Source organism: Yimella radicis, assembly GCF_054778255.1.
Genome location: NZ_BAAGZR010000007.1, coordinates 38,643 through 64,826, shown reverse-complemented (window position 1 = coordinate 64,826; position 26,184 = coordinate 38,643). Strand labels below are relative to the sequence as shown.

Genomic DNA, 26,184 nt, shown 5'->3' with positions numbered 1-26,184 from the left:
AGACATGAAAATCATGGCTCAGATGGCGATGGTGATGAACCTCGACAAGTGCATCGGGTGCCACACCTGCTCGGTCACCTGCAAGCAGGCATGGACCAACCGGGCCGGCACCGAGTACGTGTGGTTCAACAACGTCGAGACTCGTCCCGGCCTCGGCTACCCACGCACCTACGAGGACCAGGAGGAGTGGAAGGGCGGCTGGACCCTCGGCAAGAACGGCAAGCTCCAGCTCAAGGCCGGCGGTCGGTTGAAGAAGCTGGCGAACATCTTCAGCAACCCCAAGATGCCCTCGATCGACGACTACTACGAGCCGTGGACGTACGACTACGAGACGCTGCTGACCTCGCCGGCCACCAAGAACTTCCCGGTCGCCCGGCCCAAGTCGCTGCTCACCGGCAAGGACATGAATGTCCGCTGGTCGGCCAACTGGGACGACGACCTCGGTGGTTCGAAGGAGATCGCGGTCAAGGACCCGATGCTGAAGGGCATCGAGGACAAGGTGAAGTTCGAGTTCGAACAGACCTTCATGTTCTACCTGCCGCGGATCTGTGAACACTGCCTCAACCCGTCGTGTGCGGCCAGCTGTCCCAGCGGTGCGATCTACAAGCGTGAGGAGGACGGCATCGTCCTGGTCGACCAGGACCGCTGCCGCGGCTGGCGCATGTGCGTCTCGGGATGCCCGTACAAGAAGGTCTACTTCAACCACAAGACCGGCAAGGCCGAGAAGTGCACTTTCTGCTACCCGCGCGTCGAGGTCGGCATCCCAACCGTCTGCGCGGAGACCTGCGTCGGACGACTGCGGTACATCGGCCTGATGCTGTACGACGCCGACCGCGTGCTGGAAGCGGCCAGCGTCGAGAACGATCACGACCTGTACGAGGCGCAGCGCTCGGTCTTCCTCGACCCGAACGACCCCGAGATCGCTCGCGCCGCGGAGGAAGCGGGCATCCCGGGCGACTGGGTCGAAGCAGCCAAGAAGTCGCCGGTGCGCCGACTGATCCAGGATTACAAGGTGGCGCTGCCGCTGCACCCGGAGTACCGCACCATGCCGATGGTCTGGTACATCCCGCCGCTGTCGCCGGTGGTCGACGTGATCAAGGAGACCGGTCACGACGGCGAGGACAAGAACAACCTGTTCGCCGCGATCGACACCCTGCGCATCCCGGTCGAGTACCTCGCCAACCTGTTCACCGCCGGTGACGTCGGACCGATCAACGACGTCCTGCGCAAGCTCGCCGCGATGCGGTCGTTCATGCGCGACATCAACCTGGGCGGCGACCCGGACGAGTCCATCGCCGAAGCCGTCGGCATGGACGCCGAGTCGATGTACGAGATGTTCCGGTTGCTCGCGATCGCCAAGTACAACGAGCGCTACGTCATCCCGACCGCCCACGCCGAGCAGGCGCACGGACTGGAAGAACTCGCGACGGACTGCCCGGTCAACTACGACTACGACGGTGACGGCAATGACCCGTTCGGCGAAGGATCCGGTGAGCTCACCCCGGTCGCGGTGGAGAACTTCCGGATGCTGCAGGAGCGTCAGACCAGCGAGGAACTCGTCGGTGGAGGCACCAAGCGCGGACGCGTGAACCTGCTCAACTGGGATGGCAAGGGCAGCCCGCGCGGGCTCTTCCCGGGCCGGAAGGACAAGTGATGAACATCTTCCGCCGGGTGGCCAAGAGCAACCGTTCGCGATTGCCCGAGGGTCAGTTGCGCGTCGTCTGGCAGGCAGTGTCGTTGCTGCTGGAATACCCGCACGACGACTCCGACGAGCAGCGCGCGATGATCCGGGCGTCCATCACGGATCTGCCTGCGACAGTGCGGGATCCGTTGAACGCCTTCCTCGACCATGCGCAGCAGGTACCACTGCAGGACCTGCAGGCCGACTTCGTCGAGACCTTCGATCACACCCGGCGCGGCTGTCTGTACCTCACCTACTTCGCGTACGGCGACACTCGCCGTCGCGGAGTGGTGCTGGTGCAGTTCAAGCAGGCCTACCGAAAGGGCGGAGCCGAGTTCGAGTCCGACGAGTTGCCCGACCACATCGCAGTGGTGCTCGAGTTCGGTGCGACGGTCGACGTCCAGACCTCCTGGAAGTTGCTGGGTGACTACCGCGCCGGTGTCGAGATGCTGCGGATCGCGCTGCAGGACAAGGGTTCTGCTTGGGCGAACGTGCTGATCGCGCTGTGCGCAACGCTCCCGCCCCTCGGCGACGACGAGGTGCAGGCGGTAGCTCTCCTGATCGAACAAGGTCCTCCTCAGGAGGACGTCGGGATGGACGGCTACGGAATGGACCCCGCCCTCGACGCACCCTCACCCGGCGCCTTCACGCCGCCGACCATTGCCAACGCGCCCGAGTTCCTGGGCAACGAGATTCCGGTGGGAGCCCCCCGATGAACACCTTCCTGTGGGTGATCGTGCCCTACATGTGCCTGGCGATCTTCGTGGTCGGGCACTGGTGGCGGTACAAATACGACAAGTTCGGTTGGACGACCCGCTCCAGCCAGCTGTACGAATCGAGCCTGTTGCGGTGGGGCAGCCCGCTGTTCCACTTCGGAATGTTGGGTGTGGTCGGCGGCCACATCATCGGTCTGCTCGTGCCGCGTTCGTGGACCGAAGCCGTCGGCATCAGCGACCACGTGTACCACCTGGTCGCGGTCATCGGCGGTCTGTTGGCAGGCATCATGACGATCGTCGGCCTCGCGATCCTGATCTACCGTCGCCGGGTCACGGGACCGGTGTTCTCCGCGACCACTGTCAACGACAAGGTGATGTACGTCTTCCTCGCAGCGGCCATCGTCCTGGGAATGTGGAACACCATCGCCGGTTCGATCTTCACCGTCGGCGGCGAATACAACTACCGCGAAGGCGTGTCGGTCTGGTACCGCTCGTTCCTGGCATTCCAGCCGGACGCCGACCTGATGGCGCAGGCACCGATCGGGTTCAAGTTGCACGCGCTGGTGGCGTTCGCGCTCTTCGCGATGTGGCCGTTCACCCGGCTTGTGCACGTGTTCAGTGCACCGCTGCAGTACCTGTGGCGCCCGTACATCGTCTACCGCTCGCGCGATACGCAGCGCGGTCGCGTCACGTCCACGACCCGCGCCTGGGAGCGTTCCGAACTCAAGAAGTGAGTGCAGCACGTCCCGACGTGGCGCACCGCACGACATGAACCGAAGGCCACCCGCTGGTGCGGGTGGCCTTCGGATGTGCGTGGTGCGGCTCAGATACCGCCGATGCTGATCGCCTTCTGACCGGCCGTGCAACCGCCGGTGACCGTGCTGCCCTGGGTGAGGATGCCGCACTTCCAAGTCTCACCGTTGTGGTTCACATCGCCGGAGGCGATGGCCTGGTCCTTCTGGGAGAACTTGCCCCAGATCTGAGTGGCGTCCTCACAACTGATGCCCACCGCCTGAGCTTCCAGTTGTTCGCCCTTGCGCTCCAGCTTGCAGTTCTGTACCCCGCCGACAGCGCCGCCGGAGCTGGTGGTCTCGCTCGCGGGCGGCTCGCTGCTGCTCTGGGCGGGAGTCGACTCGCTCGACGACTGGGTCTGCGGGGTGGTGGACGAGGTCTGCGAGGCCGCGCCGGTCTCCTCGGACTTCTTGTCGTCCGACCCGCAACCGGACAGGCCGATCGTCACGGCCAAGGCACTTGCTGCGACGAGCGCATTCAACTTCTTCACGAGGTCTCTCCCTGAACTTCACGAATGATGTCGACCCTGAGTGTGTCACGGGCGTTGCAACGGCGGGCGATTCGGCGCTGCCGGTCGGCCCCTGGACGATGGCCGTGCGCCGTCAGTGACAATGGCGGAATGCATTTCGACCTCGCGATCATCGGTACGGGCTCAGGCAACTTTCTGGTCACCCCTGAATGGGACGGCAAGCGGGTCGCGGTGATCGAGAAGGGACTGTTCGGCGGTACCTGCCTGAACGTCGGCTGCATCCCGACCAAGATGTTCGTGTACGCGGCCGAGGTCGCGACCACGATCCGTGGGGCATCACGCTACGGCGTCGATGCCCGGATCGACGGCGTCCGCTGGCGTGACATCCGTGAGCGCGTCTTCGGCCGGATCGACCCGATCGAGGAGGGCGGGCGGGAATACCGCGTCAACGGCGACAACACGACGGCATTCCTCGGCACCGCGCGGTTCACCGGACCGAAGACCATCGTGGTCGACGTCGAGGGGCGCGAGCAGGAGATCACCGCCGACCGTATCGTGGTCGCCACCGGGTCGACTCCTGTCGTGCCGCAAGTGATTGCCGACTGCGGGGTGCGCTACTACACCAACGAGGACGTCATGCGGATCGATGAACTTCCGCGGCGTATGACGATCGTGGGCGGCGGTTACATCGCGGCCGAGTTCGCGCACGTCTTCGGCTCGCTCGGCGTCGAGGTCACGATGGTCACCCGGGGTCCGGTGATGCTGAGCCAGCAGGACGACCTGATCAGCACCGAGTTCAGCGCGCTCGCCAGTGAGCAGTGGAACGTCCGCTTCAACTGCACCGTGTCGGCCGTCGTCCAGAACGACGACCACATCGAGCTGTCGCTGTCCGACGGAACGAGAACGGAGACTGACCTGCTGCTCGTTGCCACCGGTCGTGAACCGCTGGTGCCCGAGGGTGCTTCGTTGGCCGGTATCCAGACCCGGGAGGACGGCCGCATCCTCGTCGACGAGTACGGACGCACCACAGCGGACGGCGTCTGGACGCTCGGCGACGTCAGCTCCGACTACCAGCTCAAGCACGTCGCCAACCACGAGGCGCGGGTCGTCGCGCACAACCTGACGCATCCGGACAACCTGCAGACCTTCGACCACCGCTTCGTCCCGGCGGCGGTGTTCACCCACCCGCAGGTGGCGTCCGTCGGGCTCACCGAGCAGCAGGCGTCCGAGGCCGGACACGACATCACGGTGAAGGTGCAGAACTACGGTGACACCGCCTACGGCTGGGCGATGGAGGACACCACGAGCATCGTGAAGCTGATCGCCGGCCGCAGCTCGGGGCAGTTGCTTGGGGCCCATTTCATGGGGCCGGACGCCAGTTCGTTGATCCAGATCGTCATCCAGGCGATGAGCTTCGGGCAGTCGGCCAAGGACCTCGCCCGCGGCCAGTACTGGATCCACCCGGCCCTTGCCGAAGTGGTGGAGAACGCGCTGCTCGGCCTCGAGTTCGACCAGGACTGAAGCGGACCCGCCAGCGCGACCCCGGGATCGCGACCTACTGCATGCGGTTCGAGCAGTTGCGAGCCCCAGGGCGAGTGCCGCGATCGAAACCTGGCACGACGCGCGCCGAAACCTCCACGCTGGTCGAGTAGGTGCGAGCCCCGTGGGGTACTCCTCGAAGACCAGAACTCCCGACGGAACATCGTCAAGAGTCCGTAAAGGTCCCGAGGTCTCAAGGTCGGCCGTGATCGAATGTCTCCCAGCCGGCGGTCACTTCCGATCGTCATCGACTCGGGGGAGCGCATGGGCGCCGAATTTGCTGTCCGCACAACAGGATTGCGCAAGGTCTATCGAGGTCGTCGAGGCCGCCACATCGCCGTGCAGGGGCTCGACCTCAACGTGCCGGTCGGAGGTGTGCACGGCTTCCTCGGACCGAACGGATCGGGCAAGACAACCTCGCTTCGCATGCTGCTCGGACTCATCCGAGCCGACGGCGGCAGGATGGAGATCTTCGGACGCTCGGTGCCTGATCACCTGCCGGAGGTGATCTCGCGCGTCGGCGCGATCGTCGAGTCGCCCAAGTTCTTCCCTGCCTTCAGCGGTCGACAGAACCTGTCGCTGCTGGCCGACGCCATCGGTGCCGATCGCTGCGCGGTCGACCGGGTGTTGGAGGAGACCTCGCTGAAGGAGCGCGCCGGTGACCCCTTCAAGTCGTACTCGCTCGGCATGAAGCAGCGCCTGGCGATCGCCGCCACGCTGTTGAAGTCGCCCGAACTGTTGATCTTCGATGAGCCTACGAACGGCTTGGACCCGGCAGGCATTCACGAGATCCGGCGCACCATGCGGTCCTTGGCCGACGAGGGGCGCACGGTGCTGGTGAGCAGTCACATCCTGAGTGAGATCCAGCAGGTCGCCGACACGGTGTCGATCATCGGTCAGGGACGGCTACTGGCCGAGGGATCGGTGGCCGAGCTGATGGCGCAGGGCGGTGGGGGCGCCACCGTCCGGACGACGGACGACGAGAAGGCCCGCGAGGTGCTTGCGGGAGCCGGTCTGTCGGTGAGAACCGAGCACGGACATCTTGCCCTCGAGGACGTCGCTGATCCTGCGGTGATCTCCGAAATGCTTGCCGCACATCGGATCTGGTTGCGGGAACTACGTCCTACCGGTCACGATCTGGAGTCGGTGTTCCTCGAACTCACCCGTTCCGAAGGCCTCGAGGCGACCGGCGGTGTGCGATGACCCGATTGATCAAGGCGGAGTTCCGGCGTGCGTTCGCTAGGGGCATCACCAAAGGCGTGCTGTTGCTGGCGCTGCTGTTCGCCGGGTTCACCATCTTCGCGATGTACCAGCAGGTGTCGAACATGCCGACCCAGGTCGAGTTGCAGCAGTCCTTCAGGTTCGCCCACGACGACTGGGCGAAGAATCACCAGAGGTACGAGAAGGACTGCCTTGCGAGCACTCCCGAGTCGGAGCGAAACAACGCGCCGACGGACTTCTGCGACTTCCCTGAACCGGAATTGTCGGACTTCGTCGGCCAGAACGGCACCCTCGGCGGGGTACTGAAACAGGGGACTTCGGGCCTACTGATGGTGGCCGCACTTGCTGCCCTCGTCTTAGGCGCGAGTCTGGTGTGCGCCGAGTTCGCCTCCGGATCGATGATGACCTGGCTGACCTTCGAGCCCCAACGCATCCCCGTATATGCCTCCAAGGTGTTGGTGGCGACGCTGATGGGGCTGCTGCCGGTCCTGGTGCTCGTGGCGATCGCCGGTCCGGGTTTCTGGTTGGCCGGCTCGTCCGGGGAACTGGAGTTCGCTGCGGGTGAGCAGTCGACCTATCTCGCGACCTTGGGACGGCTCTTCGGCGTCGGTATGTTCTGCAGTCTGGTCGGCACAGCCCTTGGCTTCGTGCTGCGCCACACGACGGCCGTCCTCGGGTTCGCTGCCGTCTGGGTCATCGCGGTCGAACTGATCGGGGGGAATTCGATCGCCGACGCTCGTCGTTGGACCATCGGCACTGCGTTGAGTGCGTTCGTCGACCACGGCAAGAAATGGGAGACCTATCCGCCGTGCTACAGCGGTGGAGCCGACTGCAGACCGGTCATCCACTGGCTCGGTTTCTGGCCTGCCACGAGCTATCTCCTCGTCGTCGCGGTGGTGGGCTTCCTGATCGGCCTGGTCACTTTCCGCCGCCGCGACGTCGGCTGACGTCGGCTGACGTCGGCTGACGTCGGCTGACGCGCCGAGTGTCAGACGGTTTGCTTCATCCGTGACTCAAACCGTCTGACACCCGGCACGTACGGTCGAGGCATGTCCAACCGCTTGCAGCACGCGACTAGCCCCTACCTGCTCCAACACGCCGACAACCCGGTCGACTGGTGGGAGTGGGGGCCGGACGCGTTCGCCGAGGCTCGGCGCCGCGGCGTCCCGGTGCTGCTGTCGGTCGGGTACGCGGCCTGCCACTGGTGCCAAGAGGTTCCTCGCTTGGCGGCTGTCAGCGAATTTTGGCGAAACCGCAGGTCAGAGCGGGTGTGGCGGTTCACGCCGGTTCAGCTAAGGCCGCCGGTGGACACCGATTCCGGGCCTTCGTGCATCACTCTCGTGCATCACTCTCGTGCATCACTCGGGCTCGTCTTGCTGAGCCTGCTCGAGGGCGGTTGTCGCAGCGGCCCAGTCGACTCGCTCCTGCTCGAGGCGAACCCGTAGGCCCAGCCGATCGGTGACGAGATCGGTGTAGAGGTCGAGTTCGGCCGCGGTCAGGCGCGTCAGCGATGACGTCGCCGGGCGGTCCTCACTGACCCAACGCTCGCGGTGAGCGAGCAGAGTCTCTCGGTCCATCAGGATCGAGCGAGCAGTGGGCAGCCAGGTGCGCAGACGGTCGAGGATCGCGAAGCCATGGCTGTCGATGTCGCCCCAGTAGATGACCGGGATGTCGGCGAGCCACGGGAGGCGGCCAACGCGGTCTACCTCGAAGCCCTTGCCCCAAATGACGATTCCGTCGTCGGGCACGTCGACGCTCAGATAGGTGACCTCGTTTTCGATGACGATTGCCGTGCGAGGTGCGATCGCCAGCTCCCGCAGCTCTGTCGCTCGGAGCGCCAGCTCAGAGATGGGCTCAGGGAGCCCGAGCGACGGCGAAACACGGATTCGCACCATCTCTGGTTTGGCACGAAGGCCTAGGTCGGTGAGGAACCCTGCGGCCGTTGAGGACACCCCGAGCATCGCGGCGAGCACGGGCCGATGATTCTCGGCGAACTTGGTGTCAACGCCTGGAGCGCTGATCTCGCGGAGGTACTTCCCCGAGCCGCGGTGGGCGTCGAGCCACTCGAAGGCAGAGAGAAGTCGGGGCATCGCTTCGCCGAGCTCGAGGGCGCGATGGGGATGGGTGAGCACCCATGTGCGCACCGCCGGCGTCTCAACGGCGAGCTCCAACAGCTCGCCGAACCGGTCAACCTCTCGCCTGACGCCCAGGAGCGACCAAGCCTGGTCCATGGTCGAAACAACCACTCGCGACGGCAGTGCGTTGCGGCCGATGTGGCGGCCGCCGACCTGACCGAGGACGACGTCGTATTGGCGCCCGGTGTCGCTCCCCGCGCTGAGGGCCGAGATCCACTCCCGGACAGCAACGAGGTCGTCGCCGATCTCCGATGCCTTGGGGCCTCGCACGGGAATCTCGATCGCAGAGAACTCCGATGCTCCGGCATGGGCACGCAGGAGCGAGCCGTCGTCCCAGCGCCGCCGGACTCTCTCCTCGATGTTGCGCCGAGTAGTCCAACCTTGTGTCACGACGCTCGCCCGTCTCGACGTGAGCGGTACTCCTCGATCGTCATGGTCTGGAGTCGGGAGAAGGTGCCGCCCGGATTGTCGACGAACCCGATGGCCTTCACGTAGGGCTCGATCACGTGGACCTTCTGGAGCGGGGTGACGATGAGCAACTGCAGTCCCAGCTTGGCAAAGAGCTCCAGGGCGTAACGTGTGGACACATCGGAGCCGCGGCCGAACGCCTCGTCGATCACGGCGAAACGGAAGTCGCGGGATTTCTCGGCGCCCCACTCAAGACCGAACTGGTAGGCGAGCGAAGCGGCCAGGATCGTGTAGGCCAGTTTCTCCTTCTGTCCGCCAGACTTCCCATCAGAGTCCGAGTAGTGCTCCCACTCCTCGTTGGTCTCGAGGATCCGTTCGGATGCGGAGAACACGAACCAATTGCGCACGTCTGTGACCCGACGTGTCCATGCCTTGTCGGAGTCGGCGTAGCCCTCGCGGCCACGGAATCGTTCGATGATGCGCTTGACGTCGAGGAACCGCTGCTCCGAGTAGTGGTCATCGTCGCCTGACAACGTATCGTCGGTGGCGCTACGCAGTTCGGACCGGAAACTGGACACGTCCTGGTTGACCGTCGGTTGCTTCTCCAGACGGATGTAATGGCCCGGGTTGTAGGGGATAGCGCCGAGTGCTTCGTTGATCTTTGAGACGCGCTCGTCGATCTCCTCTGCCTGCCGTCGCAGCCATGAGTTGAACTGCGCCAGTTCACGGATCGTCTCGGTGTTGAGCTGCCGCTTGAACTCCGCCTCGAACCGGGGGAGATCATCGTCGCGGACCGAGGCATGCAAGGCCACGTAGTCCGCCCGTGCCTCGGCCGTCGCGTCCATCTCGCTGCGCAACTCCGGCCAACGCCGCAGCACCTCCGCCATGTACTGGCCGAGGCTCTGGCTGAATCCACCGAGCTCCCGGTTAATGCGGTCGATCCGCCTGTACAGCTCTTCCGTCAGCCGTTCTCCGGCCTCTGGCCACTGGCTGGAGTGTGAAGGACGGTTCCTTCCGAGTCGGACCTCGAGAGCTTCGTACGCGTCCTGCGCAGCCGCAAGATCGCTGGTTGACTGGTCAGCGACGAAGGCGTCGTCGCGAGTTTTCTCGGTCTCCGCAGCGTGCACGGAGGCCTGAAGCTTCGCGAGTCGACCGATCAACTCACCGACGTGCGTCTTCACCTCTTCTTGTTGCTTCTCCACGCGTCCGAGGGCGAGCTTGATCTCCGCAAGTCGCGACGAGCCGGCCTCGAGCCGTGCCTTCTCTTCCTCGTGCAGGGCAGCGCGTTCTCGTGCCTCCACGACGTCCAGCTCACTCCACGACGGGAACCCGGCAATCGAGGTGAACGCATCGAGGCGTTGCTGGGCCGCCGCCCGCTCGGCCTCAACCTCGCGCCACAACTTCTCCGCTGCTCCCCTGGTCTCCTCCAACTGTGCGAGCTCCTCGTGCAGGGCGGCGATCTTGCGTTCGTTGGCCCATCCGAGCACCCACGTGCGCGGATCATCGACACGGGTGCGGTCGTCCTTCTCGTGTCGTTCACCCGAGCGGACCTGCCCCTCACGAGTGACAGCGCGTCGTTCCTGTCCGAACTGAGCGAGCGTGTCCACGCATCGGTAGTCGGCGCGTTTGATCAACTCGTCGGCTAGGTAGTCGGCGAAAGCTCCGGCCTTGGTTTCCAGGCAGTCAGCGAGGATCAGGTGGTCGTGCGCCGTCGGCCTGAGAGGGATACGGCGATCCGGAACGCGTTCGTAGACCAGTTTCGTGCCGATCTGGCGACCGTCCCGGCCGCGGAAGCTGAGTCGTCTCCCGTTGACCCACCTCGCAACCTCGTCGTAGTGGACCTGGGGGACCAGCAAGGAAAGCGCGAATCCGCGAAGCACCCGCTCGGCGGCGCCGCGCCACTCGCTTTGGTCTTCGACGACGTCGAGCAGTTCGCCGGCGTACGGAAGCTCCTCTGGGGTCAGCCCAAGGTCCTTGCAGCGCTGCTCCCTCAGGTCGGTGTGGGAAGCAGGCAGGTTGCTGGTCCGCTTGGTCAAGCTGTCGAGCTCGTCGGTGAGGACCCCGGCTTCGCGATCGATTCGCGAGATCTCGCCCAGCCAGCGGGCAGCGTCATGGCCGATCTGGCTACGCCGCGATTCGAGCTCGGCACGCGTGTCCGCGATGGTGGTCGTAAGAGAGCTGAAGTCGCTTGGGCTCTCGACCGCTGCGTGACCAGCCTGCTTGACAGCGGCGTCGAACAGCGTGCGGCGTGCGGCACGTTCTTCGGCCTGTTCATGAGCCGCGCGGGAAAGGCGCTCAAGCTCGCCGATCCGGTCTCCGCCGGCCCGCGCCCGTTCGGCGATCAACTCGTCCCGCTCGGATTCGAGGCGTCTGGCCGACACCTCGCGGTCGGACTTCTCGGTGAAGAGCCGCTCAGCCTCACGCTTCTGGGCAGCAATCTCCTCGCCGAGCATCCGGGAGCGTGCCTCGGCGACGAAGAGTCGGACAGCGTCTCGCTGCCGTTCCTGATCCGCGCGCTCGGTAAGCGCTGCGTCGTACTTCTCGGCCGTCGAAACGATGGGGGCGAGGGCTTCCAGCTGCTCGCGCGCCCGCTTGACCGCGTCATGAGCCTTCGTCAGATCCTCGAAGTGGGCGATGATGTCGCGCACCCGACCACTGGCATCTGATGGCTCAAGCATGTGATCGCGCACGAACTCGTTGAGATTGCCGACCGACTTCATCGACACCGTCTGGTGGAAGAGGTCCAGCGCCTGCTCAGAACGGATGCCGAGAAGGCGGCGCAGCGAGGTGCCGTACTTGGGGAAATCGTCGAAGATCTCAGCGCCGCTGGCCCGGAGGCGCTTGCGAAGGTCGCGCAGATCGGAGCCGAAGTCAGCGAAATCTGTCGCGATAGCGAGGGCCTTACCGGCCGTGACGAAGAACCGATACGGCTGGCCTGTCTGTTCGCGCTGTTGGAAGACTTGGGCCAGGGTCACGCTTTCGCCGTAGCCGTCGTTGACGAAGACGCCGAGGATCACCGAGTAGGTCTCGCCGCTGGTGCGGAGGCCGATCGCCCGTGAGTGACCAGATGCCTCGACGCGCTCGGACTTGTAGTGCCCTTCGACATACGAGCGCAGTGTCCGCTCCTTGGCCTCTGCACCTGCGGCCTTGTTGTAGGCGATCCGGTTCGCGGGCATCAGCAATGTCGTGATGGCGTCGACGATCGTGGACTTGCCAGAGCCGATGTCTCCGGTGAGCAGCGATGTCTCAGCACCAGGAGTCAAGCGCCAGACGTGCTTGTCGAAGGTGCCCCAGTTGAAGACCTCGACGTGATCGAGGCGGTATCCGGCACGACCGCTGCTGCTGAGCTCGACTGCCGAGAACAGTCCCTCATTCATCGGAGGCCCGCTTTCCGGCGTACTGCTTCAACTTGCCGGCGAAGTCCGAGAGGGTTTGGGCATCCACGTAGGCCTTGAGGATGCGGCGCACTTCCCAATGGTCGGGCTGTCCGCGCAACGGCCGAAGGAAGCCGAGCTCGACTGCCTTCGCGATCGTGCGCTCCGCGTGATCGGTGACGCGCGCTTCGTTGGAAGAGTCGGCTTGGAAGACGCGCAGCATCTCCAGGATCTGGTCTCGCGTGAGGACCAGTCGGCCTTCACTTCCTGCGGTTTCGAACTCGAGCAGACGCTTGCGCAGGAGCACCAACAGTAGGGAGACGTTGTACGTCAGCGTCCGGCGCCTGACCAGTCGTGGCAGGACCTCTTCGTCCTCGCCATCGGGACGTGATCGCAGGTATGCGTAGCCCTCGGAGTCGTCGACCACGATCTCGACGCCGATGGTCGCGAAGTGATCGCGGACGCCCGCACCGGCGCGTTCCAGTGTCAGCCAGGTGTCCTCGTCGAGCTCGCGGTAGACGACGCCTTGCATCAGACGGATGATCGCGGACCCGATCGCATGTGCGTCGCTCATGTTCGCTTCACCGTCACCTTCGCAAGCCTGACCCGTCGGGCGTGCTCGGGGTCCTCGGGGTCGCTGATCTCGAGCAAGGTCTCGTCACTGTCGTCCATCTCGACCTCGATGTCGTCGTCGGAAAGCGCGAGATATCCGACCAACTCGGCCGCGCCCTGTTCGATCGGGTACATCGCGATGATGTCGCTCAGCAGGGCAGTGCTGTGTTCGGGAAGGAGGGACCGGATGTTGCCCGCCAGGCGCGCCGAGTCGATGTGGGTCTGATTGAAGAGTAGGTCAGCCTCCAGTTCAGCGTCCTCTGCTGGCGGGATCAGACTCTCGACCTCGGAGGCGGGTGGCGGCGAGTACAGCGGTCGCTCGAAGGGCAGCGAGATCTCGATGCCAGGTTCGTCCACCTCCAAACCAATCTCGGGCGGGTCTGCGCGTAGTTCGAGGGCGTTTGCCTCGACGGCGCGAACCAGTTCGAGAACACGTCGATTCTCAAGCCAGACCTGGTCGTCCAGGAAGCGACGCAACTGTTCCGAGATCTGCCGCACGGTGCCCTGCGCTCGCTCGGCGGCCTCCGCCCAATCGTGGTGGATCGACCGCACGCGGTGATCGTGCTCCACCGCTGGCAAGTTGCTGACCTTCGACAGCAGATCGGAGAGCTCATCTTGGCGGGACTCGGACAGAAGGAAGTCGTAGAACGACTGGAAGGTCCGACCTTGGTCGGATCCGGCGATGTCGGAGCGTGAACCCATCAGGTCAGCGAGCAACTCGCCCTTACTGCCGTCCCATGCCGCGATTCGCTCTCGCGCTGCCCTGTCTAGGCCGCGGAAGTTCTCCTCCACCTCACGGAAGTCGCTCAACAGGTCGCGAGCGGTCGACGAGAACTGCTGATAGCGATCTCTCACGCCGGTTTCGTCCAAGACGGGGACCTGGCCGGCTTCAACCGCAGCGATCTGCGCGTCGATCTCGTCGCGCTGACGCCGTAGCTCTGCCAGTCGCAGATCGGGGTCGGACTCGGATCCGTGCACGATCTGCCTCAGCAGCTCGACGATCGTGTGTAGACGCGACTCGGTGCCGACGAAGCTCCGCGCCTTTAGCGACTCGACCCAGGCGTACGCCCGCTCGAAGGCTGGGGTCGCCTCGTAGTGGACCTCGTCGTCACCGGCCGGATAGAACCGACGAAGGAAGCCGGCTTCGGTGGCCGACCAGTCCTCCAGATAGGCGCGCGGATCTTTCGGAAAGCGGTTTTCGCCTTCGTCGCCGCCGGCCTCGCGGTTGAGCGCGTAGAGCTGATCATCCAGGGCCGCGGCGACGACGCTCGCCGAGGAAGCGCCGCGGTTGTTCTGGACGAAGAAATCACCGAGGAACGAGAGGATCAGGCTCGCGTTGTTGGCGCGCAGCAGGCGCCAGGCAGGGTGCCTCGCCCGCAGAGCGTCGATCGCCTCGTAGTCCACCCGCGAAGCCTACGGTTCAGGTCCGACACGATTCAGCAAACCTGACTGATCAAGCCAGCGCCGTCAGCAAATCCTGGGCCAGGAAGCTGACGGAGGCCGAGACGGTGTCCGGCTGGCCGACACCTTCTTCGGCTCGGCCCGCCATCGTCGATCCGAGCGCATCTGGTCCCGCGGCAAAGAGCTGCTGGATGAACTCAAGCGCCCGGGTCGTGGCTCGCTGCGACAGCTCGTCTGCGAGGAGCCGCCGAATGGTCGCGGCGAGCTCGGGCGTCTCGATCGCGACGAGCAGGCGGTAGATGTCGTGCGCGTCCTTGTCGTTCAGGCGGTCGGGCGTGTCCACTCGCTCGCCGAGCTTGTGGAGCTTTGCCACGAGGAGCGCGGCGGGTCCAGCGACATTGATGACGGCACGACGTCCGTCGCCGTCCAGCGACTCGACCCTCATGGGGGACTGGTCGATGATTGCTGCTTCGAGTCCGGCGGCTCGCCGAGCCGAGTGCTTGTCATGGGGCGGGATCCGAACGCCACGGCGACTCCCTGAGCCGGCTAGGTTCTCGGGAACCATGAGGTCGACGGGGATCCCGTTGGGTGACATCCAGGCGCCGGGCTGCTTGCTCACCGGGTTGAGGATGAATCCTGCGCGCGTCATCGCCTCCTCAAGGAGCGGGTCCTCGCCGAGCGCTCGAGCGTCGATCGCGAGATCGGAGTCCTTGGTTGCCTCGGCGAGGGCGAACGTCGCGTGGCCGGTGTGCAGATAGATCGCCTGAGCACCGATGAGGATCACCGAATCCTTGTGCGCCTCGAGAGCTGCGACAGCGTCCAGCAGAGCGGCACGCGCCTCAACGATCAAGTTGTCTGCGCCAGGCATCCGGGTTCTCCTTCATCCAGTCCAGCAGGAATTCGCCTTCGGCGGGGTTGCGGCCGGGACCTCCAAGAAGATCCGCGGCTGCCTGGCTGGGCGCGACGATCGTGATGTCGCGCCAGGTCGATGTGCGCTCGAAGACCACGGGCGAGCGCGGTGTAGCGAGGATGACATTGGCCCCCGACTCAACGGGACGCAGCCCAAGATCCGCAGCCAGAGCCATCGGGTCCTCTGCATAGATCAGTCCCAGACGAGCCTCGGCGTAGGGAGCATAGGGCTGGGTCGCCAGCGAGCCACTCACTGCGTAGCGCTGCGGTGACGTCGTCTTGCCGAGCTTCTGGACGACGCTGTCGACGCCGCGTGGTTCGAGGAATCCGCGCGTGCTGTTGGCGTTGAGGACTGGAGCATCTTGGCTCCAACGCCGCAAGAGCTCGGGCCAGTCGACCTCGGTGATTGGTCCGCGGTCTACTCGCGAGAGCAATCCCTCGTTCGTCAGGTAGTCGACGAGACGGTAGGCAGCGCCGATGGACGCCCCAGCGACCTTCGCCAGCTCGGGAACCGTGAGAGGCGGCGTGTAGTCGGCCAAGGCTCGCACCATCAGCGCCGCCGGCAGCCCTTTGAGACTCGTGGTCGGCCGGCCGGCTCCCCGCCACGGATCGGCAGTCGCGCCGCGTTCGGAGATGACGACGAGCGGCTTCTCTGCGCTGATGAAGATGTTTCCGGTTGCGTCGATGTAGGAGACGTCACGCTCACGGAGCAGGTCCTGGATCTGCCTGCTGAGGTAGCGCGTCGCAAGCAGCCACGGTTCCGCCTCGTCGGTCTGTCGCGCGAGGCGCTCGGTGATGTAGCGCTGTTTGCCTAGCAATGAGAGCACGTCGGCTCGGGTGACCGTGCGCTTGATCTCGACGCGGTAGGTGAGGACAGATGAGCCGAAGCGCTCGAACTCGAGCCTGGTGTCGACCTTGGGGTCAGTGCTCGTGGTGACCTTGATGTCCCAGCCTTCCGGCAGATTTGCCTGAAGCTGCTCGGATGCGCGCAGCAGCACTTCCCGCTCGGACGCCGGCTCGGGTCCGTCGGGCACGACGGTGGGGGTTCGCTGCGCACGGGGCACTTCTCGATAATAACGGAGTTCCGTCTTGTACGGAACTCGATGGTTTCCGGAAACTCGTCGTTGGCCCTGGTTTCTGGAAACTCACGCCGATGGCCGCTGTCGCTTGGCCTGTGGGAGCAGGTCGACGAGCCTCACCTCCTCCCGCCGCGGCGCGACGAGCGCATCTCGCGCGGCCTCGGCGAGCGCCATCCGCCGCTCCTCCCACGCCAGCAGCTGGTCGAGCCGCCAGCGATCCGGATGCGTCATGACCGGGGCTGGCACGAGGTCCCTGTCCTTGAGGTTCTGGTAGCCCTTCGTCTTGCCCCAGCTGTAGCGAGCCATCACCTCGCTCGCGCTGAGGAACACGTGGCGCGGGTCGTCCATGGGTCTCACACCGCCTTCGGCTTGCCGAGCACGGGCTGGGAGGCGAGCCGCTGGGTGCGGATGAAGGTCCGCAGGTCGCCGACGGTGGTGTAGAGCCGCCGGCCGATCTTGAAGAACTCCGGGCCGGTGCCCTCCTGGCGCCACCAGCGGACGATGTCACGGTGTGTGTGAGCGAACAGTGGCCGGGCTCATGAACGATTTGTACGTCATAAGGGCCGAGCCGAAAGGATGGCGCAAGTGGGGAACCGGTCGGTTGCTCGACCACCTAGAAGCGGAGGGCCTCGTCGATCCACGCGTTGTCGATGCAATCCGCTTCGTCAATGACGCGCGGGTTCCCCTAGTGCACTGGCGCGGGCCCGGCGAGCCCGAGTCGCTCTCCGGGGTCGGACTGGCGGCTTACCAGCGTGGAGTCCGTGAACCCATCGAGGAAACGCAGGATCGCCACGTTGCCCAGGTGGCGTTCCTGTGCGCCCGAACTGCGCTTCGCGTTCACTTCGGAGACCTACTCCGGTATATCGGGCACCCGGTGCCGTGGCTCCCAGTGGCATAGCTGGCACTTGGAGGCCGGATCCAGGCGAACGCCATCGCTCACCGGCCTGCCAGCTTGCTGACTGAGTCGCGAAGTGCGTCCTCGCCGGCGCGGACGTAGTGGTTCAGGACGGTGGTGAGCTTGTCGCCGAGGTACTGGGCGACGACCTCCCAGGGCTCGCCCAACTCCTCGTGGAACCATTTGGTCGCGGCGTGGTGGCGGAGGTTGCGGTAGACGATCGTGCGGGGCCAGGCGTTGTCGGGGTCGTTCTCCTCGACCAAGGCGCGGACGCGGTGCCAGCGCTCGTTGTGCATCTCGGGTTTCACCGGAAGACCGGTGATGGTGTCGACGAAGAGCCACAGCTCGTCCTCGGGTGGTACGGGGTAGTTCCACCAGGCGAGGTTCTTGTCCTTCTCGCGCGCCGCCAGAGACGCGCGGCGCTGACGCTCGGCCTCCTGGGCGTTGACGACCTGCTGAAGCGACGCCTTCGCAGGCAGGTCGAGCAGCTCCTTGACGCGGGGGAGGAGCTCGTCGTGCATCAGCGAGTTTGGCAGCGGCACCTCGTGAAGCGTGTGGTTCTTCACCGGGCCGCGGAACCCGGCCTGGCCGCGCGGGGTGATCCACGAGCCGTTCACATGGACGTAGCCGCGGTCGAAGAACACCTCGATGGCGCGGAGGGCGTTCTGTTCGCCGAGGCGAAGGCCGCCGAAGGCCGCCACGCGGATCTTGGTGCCGAACATGGGGAGGCGCGTCATCAGCGGATCGGTGCCTTCGGGGCCGCACAGCGTGTCGGCGGCGTCGGCCATCGCGCGGACCTGCCGGGTCTCGGGGCGCAGCCGTGGATCGACGTACTGCGCTGTCGCTCCGTGCAGTACGTTCGCTCGTCCGATCTCCAGTCCGTCCAGCGGGTCGACGCTGCGATCGAGCCAGCCAAGCCGCCAGGCCAGCTTCCGCATCGCGGCGAGCTGGCCGCGCAGGTCCTCGCGGCCGCGCACGGAGAAGAGTGTCTTCGACCCCTTCTCCATCACCATTCGGCTGTGCTCGACCCGCCACTTCGTCACCGGCACGTCGCCGATGGTCGGCAGGATGTGGGCGTTGAGGCGGGACTCGCGCCCCTCCATCGTCCGCGGCTGTTTGCCACGCTCGATGCTGTCCTTGAGGTACTCGTCGCCGAGCATCCGGATTGTGCGGGAGGCGCGCACATCGGCACCGACAGGCAGGTCCTTCTCGGTGTCCAGCGCGGCCTCGGCCTGGGCGAAGATCTTGCGGGCCTCCTCCTCCGAGGCAGCGCGGCGCAACACCCGCTTCCACGGTTCACCCTTGTCGGCAGGTGCCCGGAAGTAGACCTGGTACTTGTTGGTGCCAGGCGTTGGTGCGTAGAGCCGCACCCGCCACGGCCGCGAACCGCCGCCCGACGTGCGCGGCTTGCCCTGCGCGAGCAGCTTGGACTGAGAACGCGTCGCCACGAGACCTCCTACGCTGGAGAAACCATCGTACGCTGGTTTCGTGCATCACTCTCGTGCATCACTCTAGGAAAAATGATGCAGGTGCCACTCGTCAGGAGTCACAGGAATGGCCAACCGCCTCGCCAACGCAACCAGCCCCTATCTGCTTCAACACGCGGAGAACCCAGTGGATTGGTGGGAGTGGGGACCCGAGGCGTTCGCCGAGGCGAAGCGTCGTGATGCACCAGTTCTGCTCAGCGTCGGGTACGCCGCCTGCCACTGGTGCCACGTGATGGCTCACGAATCGTTCGAGGACGACGCCACGGCCGCGTTGATGAACGAGCACTTCGTCAGCATCAAAGTCGACCGCGAAGAACGCCCGGACATCGATGCGATCTATATGAACGCCACCACCGCGATGACCGGGCACGGCGGCTGGCCGATGACCTGCGTCCTCGACCACGACGGCTCGCCGTTCTTCGCCGGCACCTACTTTCCGCCGCAGCCGCGCTACGGTCAGCCCGCCTTCCAACAGGTGCTCGGCTTCCTCGCCGACGCGTGGGAGAACCGGCAGGACGACATCCGCGGCGCGGCCGATGCCCTGCGCCAGCACCTGAACCGCGAGTCCGCTGCAGCACGCCCCGTCACGGGTGCCGAACTCGATACTGCGGTCGCGCTGTTCGAACGCGAATTCGACCGCCGATCAAAGGGATTCGGGGGTGCACCGAAGTTCCCGCCGTCCATGGTCCTGGAGTTCCTGCGCCTACGGGCGACGCCCGGCGACGGGTCGGCGGCGACGATGCTCGAGCAGACCTGCGACGCCATGGCGCGCGGCGGGATGTACGACCAGCTCGGTGGTGGCTTCGCCCGCTACAGCGTCGACAGCGACTGGGTCGTGCCGCACTTCGAGAAGATGCTCTACGACAACGCACAGCTGCTCGGTGTGTACGCCCGGCTCGGCACGCCGCTGGGCGACCGGGTCGCGCAGCAGACCGCCGACTTCATGCTGCGCGAACTGCGGACCGACCATGGTGCCCTGGCCAGTTCCTTGGACGCCGACTCCGAAGGCGTCGAGGGCAAGTTCTACGCCTGGACCCCGGAACAACTCCTCGAAGTGCTCGGTGAGGACGACGGCCGGTGGGCGGCAGAGGCCTTCGGGGTCACGCGCACCGGCACCTTCGAGCACGGCAGTTCGGTGCTGCAACTGAGCGACGACGTCGACGAGACACGACTCGCCGACGTCCGGCAGAAACTGTTGGACGCGCGCGAACTGCGGATCCGCCCCGAACGCGACGACAAGGTGGTCGCCGCCTGGAACGGCCTGGCGATCAGCGGACTGGTCGCGGCGGCGCAGGCGCTCGCCGATTCCCAGTACCTCGACGCGGCGCGCGCGATCGCCGATCACCTGCTCGAAGTGCACCTGGTCGACGGACGCCTGCGGCGGGTCTCCCGCGACGGCGTCGTCGGCAATCCGGACGCCGTGCTCGAGGACCTCGGGTGCCTCGCTGCCGGCCTGCTCGACCTCGCAGCGGCCACCGACGACAGCGTTTACTTCGAGGCGGGCACACAATTGCTCGACGACGCGCTGGCCAGGTTCCGGGCGGACGACGGCGGCTTCCACGACACCGCGACCGATGCCGAGCAATTGATCGCCCGCCCGCGGGAAGCGGCCGACAATGCCAGCCCGTCCGGGTTGTCCGCCACCGTGAACGCGATGGTCACGGCCACCGCTCTCGGCGGGTCCGGTCGGTACGAGGAAGCAGCGCGGGAAGCTCTCGCCACCGCCCACGAGGTGATGACCCGTGCGCCCCGGTTCGCCGGATGGGCGTTGGTGGCTGCGCAACGTCTGGCCGCCGGCCCGGAGCAGGTCGCGGTGGTGGGCTCACCTGGGACCGATCGCGACCGGCTCGTCATGGCCGCCCTCCGACGGTTCGGGGGACCGGTCGCGGTGGGTGCGTCCGGCGATGCGGAGTTGTCCGTACTCGCCGATCGCGGTGCTGTCACCGAGCCCGCGGCGTTCGTCTGCCGGGGCCGAACGTGTGATCTTCCGGTCACCGACCCGGATGCGTTGCGCGCTGGTCCGAACCAGGCCTGATCCACCCGTACGATTACGCGCATGGCCGGAGGACTTGCTGCACTTCTCGACGACATCGCGACCCTTGCTCGCGCTGCCGCCGCGTCCGTTGACGACGTGAGCCTCGCGGCCGGACGGGCCAGCGCGAAGGCCGCCGGCGTGGTGGTCGACGACACCGCGGTGACCCCGCGCTATGTCACGGGCATCGACCCCAAGCGCGAATTGCCGATCATCAAGAAGATCGCGATCGGTTCGCTGCGCAACAAACTGCTGTTCATCCTGCCGGCCATCATGCTCGCCTCGCAGTTCCTGCCCTGGATCATCATGCCGGTGCTGATGATCGGTGGCGCCTACCTGGCGTTCGAAGGTGCGGAGAAGCTGTACGAGGCGCTCACCGGCAAGCACGAAGAAGACAGCAACGAGGGCAAGTCCGAGGACGAGATCGCCTCCGGCGCCATCCGCACCGACTTCATCCTGTCCAGCGAGATCATGGTGATCTCGCTGAAGGAGGTCGCCGATGAGCCGTTCCTGTCCCGCCTGGCGATCCTGATCGTCGTCGCGATCTTCATCACCGTGATCGTCTACGGCGTCGTCGGTCTCATCGTGAAGATGGACGACGTCGGCCTGGCCATGGCGAAAAAGGAATCCAGCGGCGCGCGCAAGTTCGGCAACGCGCTGGTCAAGGCCATGCCGAAGGTGCTGTCGGTGCTGTCGGTCGTCGGCATCGCCGCGATGATCTGGGTCGGTGGACACATTCTGCTCATCGCGCTCGACGACATCGGTTGGCACTGGCCCTACGGCCAGGTGCACCACTTCGAGCAGTGGGTCAAGGACTCCACCGGCGCTCTCGGCGGAGTGCTCGGCTGGTTCGCGAACACGCTCGCGTCCGCTCTGGTCGGCCTTGTGGTCGGCGGCATCATCACCGCGATCGTGCTGAAGTTCTTCCACAAGGACCACGGAGAACGCCATGCCGAGGGTCATGCTGAGGGTCATGCCGAAGGTCGTGACGGCGAGGCGGACGGCGTCGACCTCGACAAGGCCGACCCGGAGCCGCACGGCAACTGATCCGGCAGCACCACCTTCGGCTTCATTGAGCCGGCGACTTCGGGCCTGGCCGGCGGCGAAAATCGGTCGCGCCCGTCGGGGAGCCCCAGCAGGATTGCCGCATGACAAGCAGCGATCTGTGGGACAGCGAGGCGGCGCTCCGTTATGACGAATCGTCGGCGTTCATGTTCGAGCCCGACGTGCTCGATCCGGCCGTCGACTTCCTGGCCGCGCTGGCCGACGGTGGCTCGGCGCTGGAGTTCGCCATCGGCACCGGACGTGTCGCGATCCCGTTGGCCGACAGGGGAGTCCACGTCGAAGGGATCGAGCTGTCGGAGCCGATGGTCGAGCAGCTCCGTTCGAAGGATGCCGATCTTCCGGTCTCCGTCGGCGACATGGCGACCACGACTCGTCCCGGTGCCTTCGCCCTCGTCTACCTGGTGTGGAACAGCATCGGGAACCTGCGCACCCAGTCGGAGCAGGTTGAGTGCTTCCGGAACGCGGCGCGCCATCTCAAGCCGGGCGGTCGCTTCGTCATCGAGCTGTGGGTGCCGGGGATCCGCCGCTTCCCGCCGGGCCAGGCAGCCGTGCCGTTCCACGTGGGCGAGCACCACGTCGGCTTCGACACCTACGACATGACCACGCAGCAGGGCACCTCGCACCACTACACCCGCGGCGACGACGGTTCGGTGCGCTACGGCGCGAGCAACTTCCGCTACATCTGGCCCGCAGAATGCGACCTGATGGCGCAGCTCGCCGGCCTCGAGATCGAAGCGAGGTACGCCGATTGGTCGAAATCTCCTTTCACCACCGACAGTGAGAGTCACGTGTCGGTCTGGCGCAAGCCCTGACCGTCGGGCTCGCGGCCTATCGTGGCGGGCATGGACCGCATCGCGCTCATCTCCGACGTGCACGGCAATCTCACGGCGCTCGAGGCGGTGTTGGCCGACATCGACGCACGCGGAATCGACCGCATCTACAACCTCGGCGACTACGTCGGCAAGGGCCACCGCGGCCGCGAGGTGATCGAGCTGTGTCGGCAGCGGTGCGAGGTCAACATCCTCGGCAACTGGGACGACTTCCTGCCCGCCCTGGAGGAGTTCGGCAGCGCTGCAGACAATCCCGCGCTGCGGTGGTGGCGCGACGAACTCGGTCCCGGGCAGGGGGAGTGGTTGCGTGCCCTGCCGTTCAGTCACGACTTCACGATGAGCGGCCGGCGCATCCGGCTCTTCCACGCGTCGGCGACCAGCGTGCACAACCGGGTGCGGTTCGACCACGACGCCGGCGAGTTCTTCGGCATGTTCCAGAACACCCCGGCCACCGGCGACGGCCCCACTCCGACCGTCGTGGCGTACGGCGACACGCACGACTCCTTCCTGGAGACCGAGTTCGGGCTGACGCTGATCAACACCGGCAGCGTCGGCAACGCGCTCGACGACAACATCCCCGTCTACGTCATTCTCGAAGGCGTGCTGGACGGCGAGGAGCCGGCGCCGTTCGGTGTGCAGTTCGTGCGGGTGCCCTACGACATCGAGGCGGAGCTCGCCCACGCGAAGCAGGTCGACGCACCCGAGTACGAGCTCTACGTCGCCGAATTGCGCGACCGCCGGTACCGGGGCGACGTGCGCGCCGGCCGCCGTCCGGAGTACCACCGCACGTCGGTCGTTCCCGCCGACACGAAGGACTGGACCTGGACCCTCGAAAAGGCCTGCCCTGATTGCGGATTCGTCGCGGCGGAGGTGAACGGCGCCGATGTGGGCGACCTCGTCCGCAAGTTCACCGCACCCTGGGCCGACATCGTCACCGACCGGTCCGCCCGGCGCCGTCCGGAGCCCTCGACCTGGTCACCGCTGGAGTACGGCTGCCACGTGCTCGATGTCTGCAAGGTCTTCGACGGACGCCTCGCGCTGATGCTCGAACACGATGCACCCGGTTTCCCGAACTGGGACCAGGACCAAGCCGCCATCGACGGTGACTACGCGACGGCCGACCCGGCGCAGCTCGTGCCCGACCTGAACGCGGCCGCCGCGCGGCTCGCCGCCGCGTACGACGCGGTGAAGCCCACCGAATGGGAGCGCACGGGGCTGCGTTCCAACGGCTCGGCGTTCACCGTGCTCAGCCTCGGCCAGTACCTGCTGCACGACCTCGCGCACCACCTGCACGACGTCGGCGCGTCGTGGCAGCAGGCGAAGGACAGTCAGGCCTGACGGCGCCGATCAGGTCTGCTGACCGTCGGTGGGCTCGGCCGAGCTGCGGTTCTCGCGGTCGGGACGCGACGTGTGGTGCTGCCCCTGCTCCTCGTCGGTCGAGTCGTTCTCGTCAGTCGAGTCGGCCTCGTCGATCGAGTCGGTCTCGTCGGTCAAACCGGCTTCACCCTCGCCGACCATGATCGGTCGCTCGCCGTCGTCGACGCCGTAGTCGCCCTTCGCGTCGTCCCAGGCCTGCAACTTCTCCTGATCGACGTCGACCTTGAGTTCGTCGGGCATCTCGGCGGCGCGCTGCTCGCGGGTCGGTTCCGGGCGCGAACCCCCGTCGCCATTGTCGGTGGACCGGTTGTCGTCATCGGATGCGGACAGCGACTGCTCCTGAACCTCGTCGGGTGGCTGTGCCTCTCATTAAGCCACCCGCACGACCGCCGGACGGCGCTAACGACGAGCCGAAACTGCACCTGACCGCCGACACGGGTTTTCGCGGACGCCGGTGCCCGCCGGTATCCTCGCGGGGCCGGCATGGGTGATGACCCGACCAGCCCAGATGGGCGATGCCAGCGTCCGACACATGAAGTCAAAGTCGCGTCACGCGGCAGAAGGAGTACAGGACACTCATGTCCTTCGACTACAAGGTTAAGGACCTCAGCCTCGCCGAGGCCGGCCGTCACCAGCTTCGCCTCGCCGAGCACGAGATGCCCGGCCTCATGGCGCTGCGCGAGGAGTTCGGCGAGTCCAAGCCGCTCACCGGCGCCAAGATCGCCGGTTCGCTGCACATGACCGTGCAGACCGCCGTGCTCATCGAAACCCTCACCGCCCTCGGCGCCGAGGTGCGCTGGGCCTCCTGCAACATCTACTCGACCCAGGACGAAGCCGCCGCCGCCGCGGTCGTCGGCCCGAACGGCACCGTCGACAACCCGCAGGGTGTGCCGGTGTTCGCGTGGAAGGGCGAGAGCCTCCCGGAGTACTGGGACTGCACCAACGAGATCCTCACCTGGCCCGGTGGCGAGGGCCCCAACATGATCCTCGACGACGGCGGCGACGCCACCATGCTCGTGCACAAGGGCAAGGAGTGGGAGGCCGCCGGTCAGGTGCCCCCCACCACCGAGGACGACTCCGAGGAGTTCTCGGTCTTCAAGGACCTCGTGCGCAAGACCCTCGCCGAAGACCCGCAGAAGTGGACCGAGATCGCCGCCGGAATCAAGGGCGTGACCGAGGAGACCACCACCGGCGTCCACCGCCTCTACGAGCTCGCCAAGTCCGGCGAACTGCTCTTCCCGGCGATCAACGTCAACGACTCGGTCACCAAGTCCAAGTTCGACAACAAGTACGGCTGCCGCCACTCGGTCGTCGACGGCCTCAACCGCGCCACCGACGTGCTCATCGCAGGCAAGACCGCCGTCGTCGCCGGCTACGGTGACGTGGGCAAGGGATGCGCCGCAGCGCTGGCCGGTCAGGGTGCACGTGTCGTCGTCACCGAGGTCGACCCGATCTGTGCGCTGCAGGCCGCGATGGAGGGCTTCCAGGTCGCCAAAATGGACGACGCCGCCGAGTACGGCGACATCTTCGTCACCACGACCGGTTGCTACGACGTCATCACCTCCGAGCACATGTCGAAGATGAAGAACAAGGCGATCGTCTCCAACATCGGTCACTTCGACAACGAGATCGACATGGCCGGCCTGGCCAAGCTTCCCGGCATCACCAAGACCGAGATCAAGCCGCAGGTCCACGAGTGGACCAAGCAGGACGGCAACTCGATCATCGTGCTGTCCGAGGGACGCCTGATGAACCTCGGCAACGCCACCGGTCACCCGAGCTTCGTGATGTCCAACTCGTTCGCGAACCAGACGATCGCCCAGATCGAGCTGTTCGAGAAGTCCGAGGAGTACGTCGACGAGGACGGAAAGCCCACGGTCACCACGCTGCCCAAGCACCTGGACGAGAAGGTCGCCCGTGCGCACCTCGCCGCCCTGGGTGTCGAGCTCACCGAGCTGACCAAGAACCAGGCCGAGTACCTCGGCGTCGACGTGGCGGGCCCCTACAAGCCCGAGCACTACCGGTACTGACCCGGGAGCATCTGGAATCGGCGTGAGTTCGTGCCCTTCGCCAGGCCTGGCGAAGGGCACGAACTCACGCGCATTCTCGTTGCGGATCCGTTTGCCTTCTGTGTGAAGATAATTCGAGGTGAACGCGAGAAA

At 65.8% G+C, this 26,184-nt stretch carries 21 protein-coding genes and 1 pseudogene; 12 read left to right on the top strand and 10 right to left on the bottom strand.

What is annotated here, in order from left to right:
- The first annotated feature begins 4 nt into the window (after nt 1-4).
- The 3 genes from narH to narI are packed head-to-tail and all read left to right on the top strand — an operon-like array spanning nt 5 to nt 3,131.
- A complete protein-coding gene (gene narH / locus ACYU8W_RS04870) occupies nt 5-1,654 on the top strand; it encodes a nitrate reductase subunit beta (RefSeq protein ID WP_129625781.1) in 1,650 nt (549 codons plus the stop codon).
- Nucleotides 1,654-2,397, top strand: coding sequence for a nitrate reductase molybdenum cofactor assembly chaperone (gene narJ / locus ACYU8W_RS04865; RefSeq protein WP_499467109.1), 744 nt, complete (start codon nt 1,654-1,656; stop codon nt 2,395-2,397). The genes narH and narJ overlap by 1 nt, the downstream gene beginning before the upstream one ends.
- Complete coding sequence (narI, locus tag ACYU8W_RS04860; protein WP_499467107.1) at nt 2,394-3,131, top strand: respiratory nitrate reductase subunit gamma; 738 nt, start codon at nt 2,394-2,396, stop codon at nt 3,129-3,131. The genes narJ and narI overlap by 4 nt, the downstream gene beginning before the upstream one ends.
- Before the next feature lie 89 nt (nt 3,132-3,220).
- On the opposite strand, the gene ACYU8W_RS04855 is transcribed toward narI, so the two are convergent.
- On the bottom strand, nt 3,221-3,679 hold the full coding sequence (locus ACYU8W_RS04855; protein WP_499467105.1) for a hypothetical protein: 459 nt from the start codon (nt 3,677-3,679) through the stop codon (nt 3,221-3,223).
- Between the two features lie 129 nt (nt 3,680-3,808).
- Between ACYU8W_RS04855 and mtr the strand changes: the two genes are divergently transcribed.
- The 4 genes and pseudogenes from mtr to ACYU8W_RS04835 all read left to right on the top strand — a co-directional run.
- Nucleotides 3,809-5,179 (top strand): mycothione reductase, encoded by a 1,371-nt coding sequence (gene mtr, locus ACYU8W_RS04850; RefSeq protein ID WP_499467103.1) that lies wholly within the window; start codon nt 3,809-3,811, stop codon nt 5,177-5,179.
- Nucleotides 5,180-5,410: 231 nt separating this feature from the next.
- The gene (locus ACYU8W_RS04845) at nt 5,411-6,400 is read left to right on the top strand and encodes an ABC transporter ATP-binding protein (protein WP_499467101.1); all 990 of its coding nucleotides are present in this window, start codon (nt 5,411-5,413) and stop codon (nt 6,398-6,400) included.
- On the top strand, nt 6,397-7,365 hold the full coding sequence (locus tag ACYU8W_RS04840; RefSeq protein WP_499467099.1) for an ABC-2 transporter permease: 969 nt from the start codon (nt 6,397-6,399) through the stop codon (nt 7,363-7,365). The genes ACYU8W_RS04845 and ACYU8W_RS04840 overlap by 4 nt, the downstream gene beginning before the upstream one ends.
- 102 nt (nt 7,366-7,467) lie before the next feature.
- Nucleotides 7,468-7,626: pseudogene (locus ACYU8W_RS04835) on the top strand (DUF255 domain-containing protein); the annotation flags it as partial.
- A 150-nt stretch (nt 7,627-7,776) separates the two neighbouring features.
- Here ACYU8W_RS04835 and ACYU8W_RS04830 read toward each other — a convergent pair.
- From ACYU8W_RS04830 to ACYU8W_RS04795, 8 genes are all read right to left on the bottom strand, one after another.
- Nucleotides 7,777-8,943 carry a Wadjet anti-phage system protein JetD domain-containing protein gene (locus tag ACYU8W_RS04830; protein ID WP_499467097.1) on the bottom strand — a complete coding sequence of 389 codons (1,167 nt, stop codon included), beginning with the start codon at nt 8,941-8,943 and terminating at the stop codon, nt 7,777-7,779.
- Complete coding sequence (locus ACYU8W_RS04825) at nt 8,940-12,338, bottom strand: ATP-binding protein (RefSeq protein ID WP_499467095.1); 3,399 nt, start codon at nt 12,336-12,338, stop codon at nt 8,940-8,942. Before ACYU8W_RS04825 ends, ACYU8W_RS04830 begins: the two co-directional genes overlap by 4 nt.
- A complete protein-coding gene (locus ACYU8W_RS04820) occupies nt 12,331-12,909 on the bottom strand; it encodes a DUF4194 domain-containing protein (protein ID WP_499467093.1) in 579 nt (192 codons plus the stop codon). The genes ACYU8W_RS04825 and ACYU8W_RS04820 overlap by 8 nt, the downstream gene beginning before the upstream one ends.
- Nucleotides 12,906-14,351: a DUF3375 domain-containing protein gene (locus tag ACYU8W_RS04815; RefSeq protein ID WP_499467091.1), complete on the bottom strand. Its 1,446-nt coding sequence runs from the start codon at nt 14,349-14,351 to the stop codon at nt 12,906-12,908. The genes ACYU8W_RS04820 and ACYU8W_RS04815 overlap by 4 nt, the downstream gene beginning before the upstream one ends.
- 49 nt (nt 14,352-14,400) lie before the next feature.
- Entirely contained in the window at nt 14,401-15,216 is an 816-nt protein-coding gene (locus tag ACYU8W_RS04810) for a GSU2403 family nucleotidyltransferase fold protein (RefSeq protein ID WP_499467089.1), read from the bottom strand.
- Complete coding sequence (locus ACYU8W_RS04805) at nt 15,188-16,321, bottom strand: helix-turn-helix domain-containing protein (RefSeq protein WP_499467087.1); 1,134 nt, start codon at nt 16,319-16,321, stop codon at nt 15,188-15,190. Before ACYU8W_RS04805 ends, ACYU8W_RS04810 begins: the two co-directional genes overlap by 29 nt.
- An 81-nt stretch (nt 16,322-16,402) precedes the next feature.
- A complete protein-coding gene (locus ACYU8W_RS04800) occupies nt 16,403-16,684 on the bottom strand; it encodes a hypothetical protein (protein WP_499467085.1) in 282 nt (93 codons plus the stop codon).
- A 588-nt stretch (nt 16,685-17,272) separates the two neighbouring features.
- Nucleotides 17,273-18,679: a site-specific integrase gene (locus tag ACYU8W_RS04795; RefSeq protein ID WP_499467084.1), complete on the bottom strand. Its 1,407-nt coding sequence runs from the start codon at nt 18,677-18,679 to the stop codon at nt 17,273-17,275.
- A gap of 106 nt (nt 18,680-18,785) precedes the next feature.
- Between ACYU8W_RS04795 and ACYU8W_RS04790 the strand changes: the two genes are divergently transcribed.
- The 4 genes from ACYU8W_RS04790 (at nt 18,786) to ACYU8W_RS04775 (ending at nt 23,983) form a co-directional block, all read left to right on the top strand.
- Entirely contained in the window at nt 18,786-20,753 is a 1,968-nt protein-coding gene (locus ACYU8W_RS04790) for a thioredoxin domain-containing protein (protein WP_499467082.1), read from the top strand.
- Nucleotides 20,754-20,774: 21 nt separating this feature from the next.
- Nucleotides 20,775-21,797: a DUF808 domain-containing protein gene (locus tag ACYU8W_RS04785; protein WP_499467080.1), complete on the top strand. Its 1,023-nt coding sequence runs from the start codon at nt 20,775-20,777 to the stop codon at nt 21,795-21,797.
- 101 nt (nt 21,798-21,898) lie between these two features.
- Nucleotides 21,899-22,627 (top strand): class I SAM-dependent DNA methyltransferase, encoded by a 729-nt coding sequence (locus ACYU8W_RS04780; RefSeq protein WP_499467078.1) that lies wholly within the window; start codon nt 21,899-21,901, stop codon nt 22,625-22,627.
- A 30-nt stretch (nt 22,628-22,657) separates the two neighbouring features.
- Complete coding sequence (locus tag ACYU8W_RS04775; RefSeq protein ID WP_499467077.1) at nt 22,658-23,983, top strand: metallophosphoesterase family protein; 1,326 nt, start codon at nt 22,658-22,660, stop codon at nt 23,981-23,983.
- Between the two features lie 9 nt (nt 23,984-23,992).
- On the opposite strand, the gene ACYU8W_RS04770 is transcribed toward ACYU8W_RS04775, so the two are convergent.
- Entirely contained in the window at nt 23,993-24,262 is a 270-nt protein-coding gene (locus tag ACYU8W_RS04770) for a hypothetical protein (protein ID WP_499467075.1), read from the bottom strand.
- A gap of 338 nt (nt 24,263-24,600) precedes the next feature.
- Here ACYU8W_RS04770 and ahcY point away from each other — a divergent pair, with 338 nt between their 5' ends.
- Nucleotides 24,601-26,052 (top strand): adenosylhomocysteinase, encoded by a 1,452-nt coding sequence (gene ahcY / locus ACYU8W_RS04765; protein ID WP_499467073.1) that lies wholly within the window; start codon nt 24,601-24,603, stop codon nt 26,050-26,052.
- Nucleotides 26,053-26,184 lie beyond the last annotated feature (132 nt).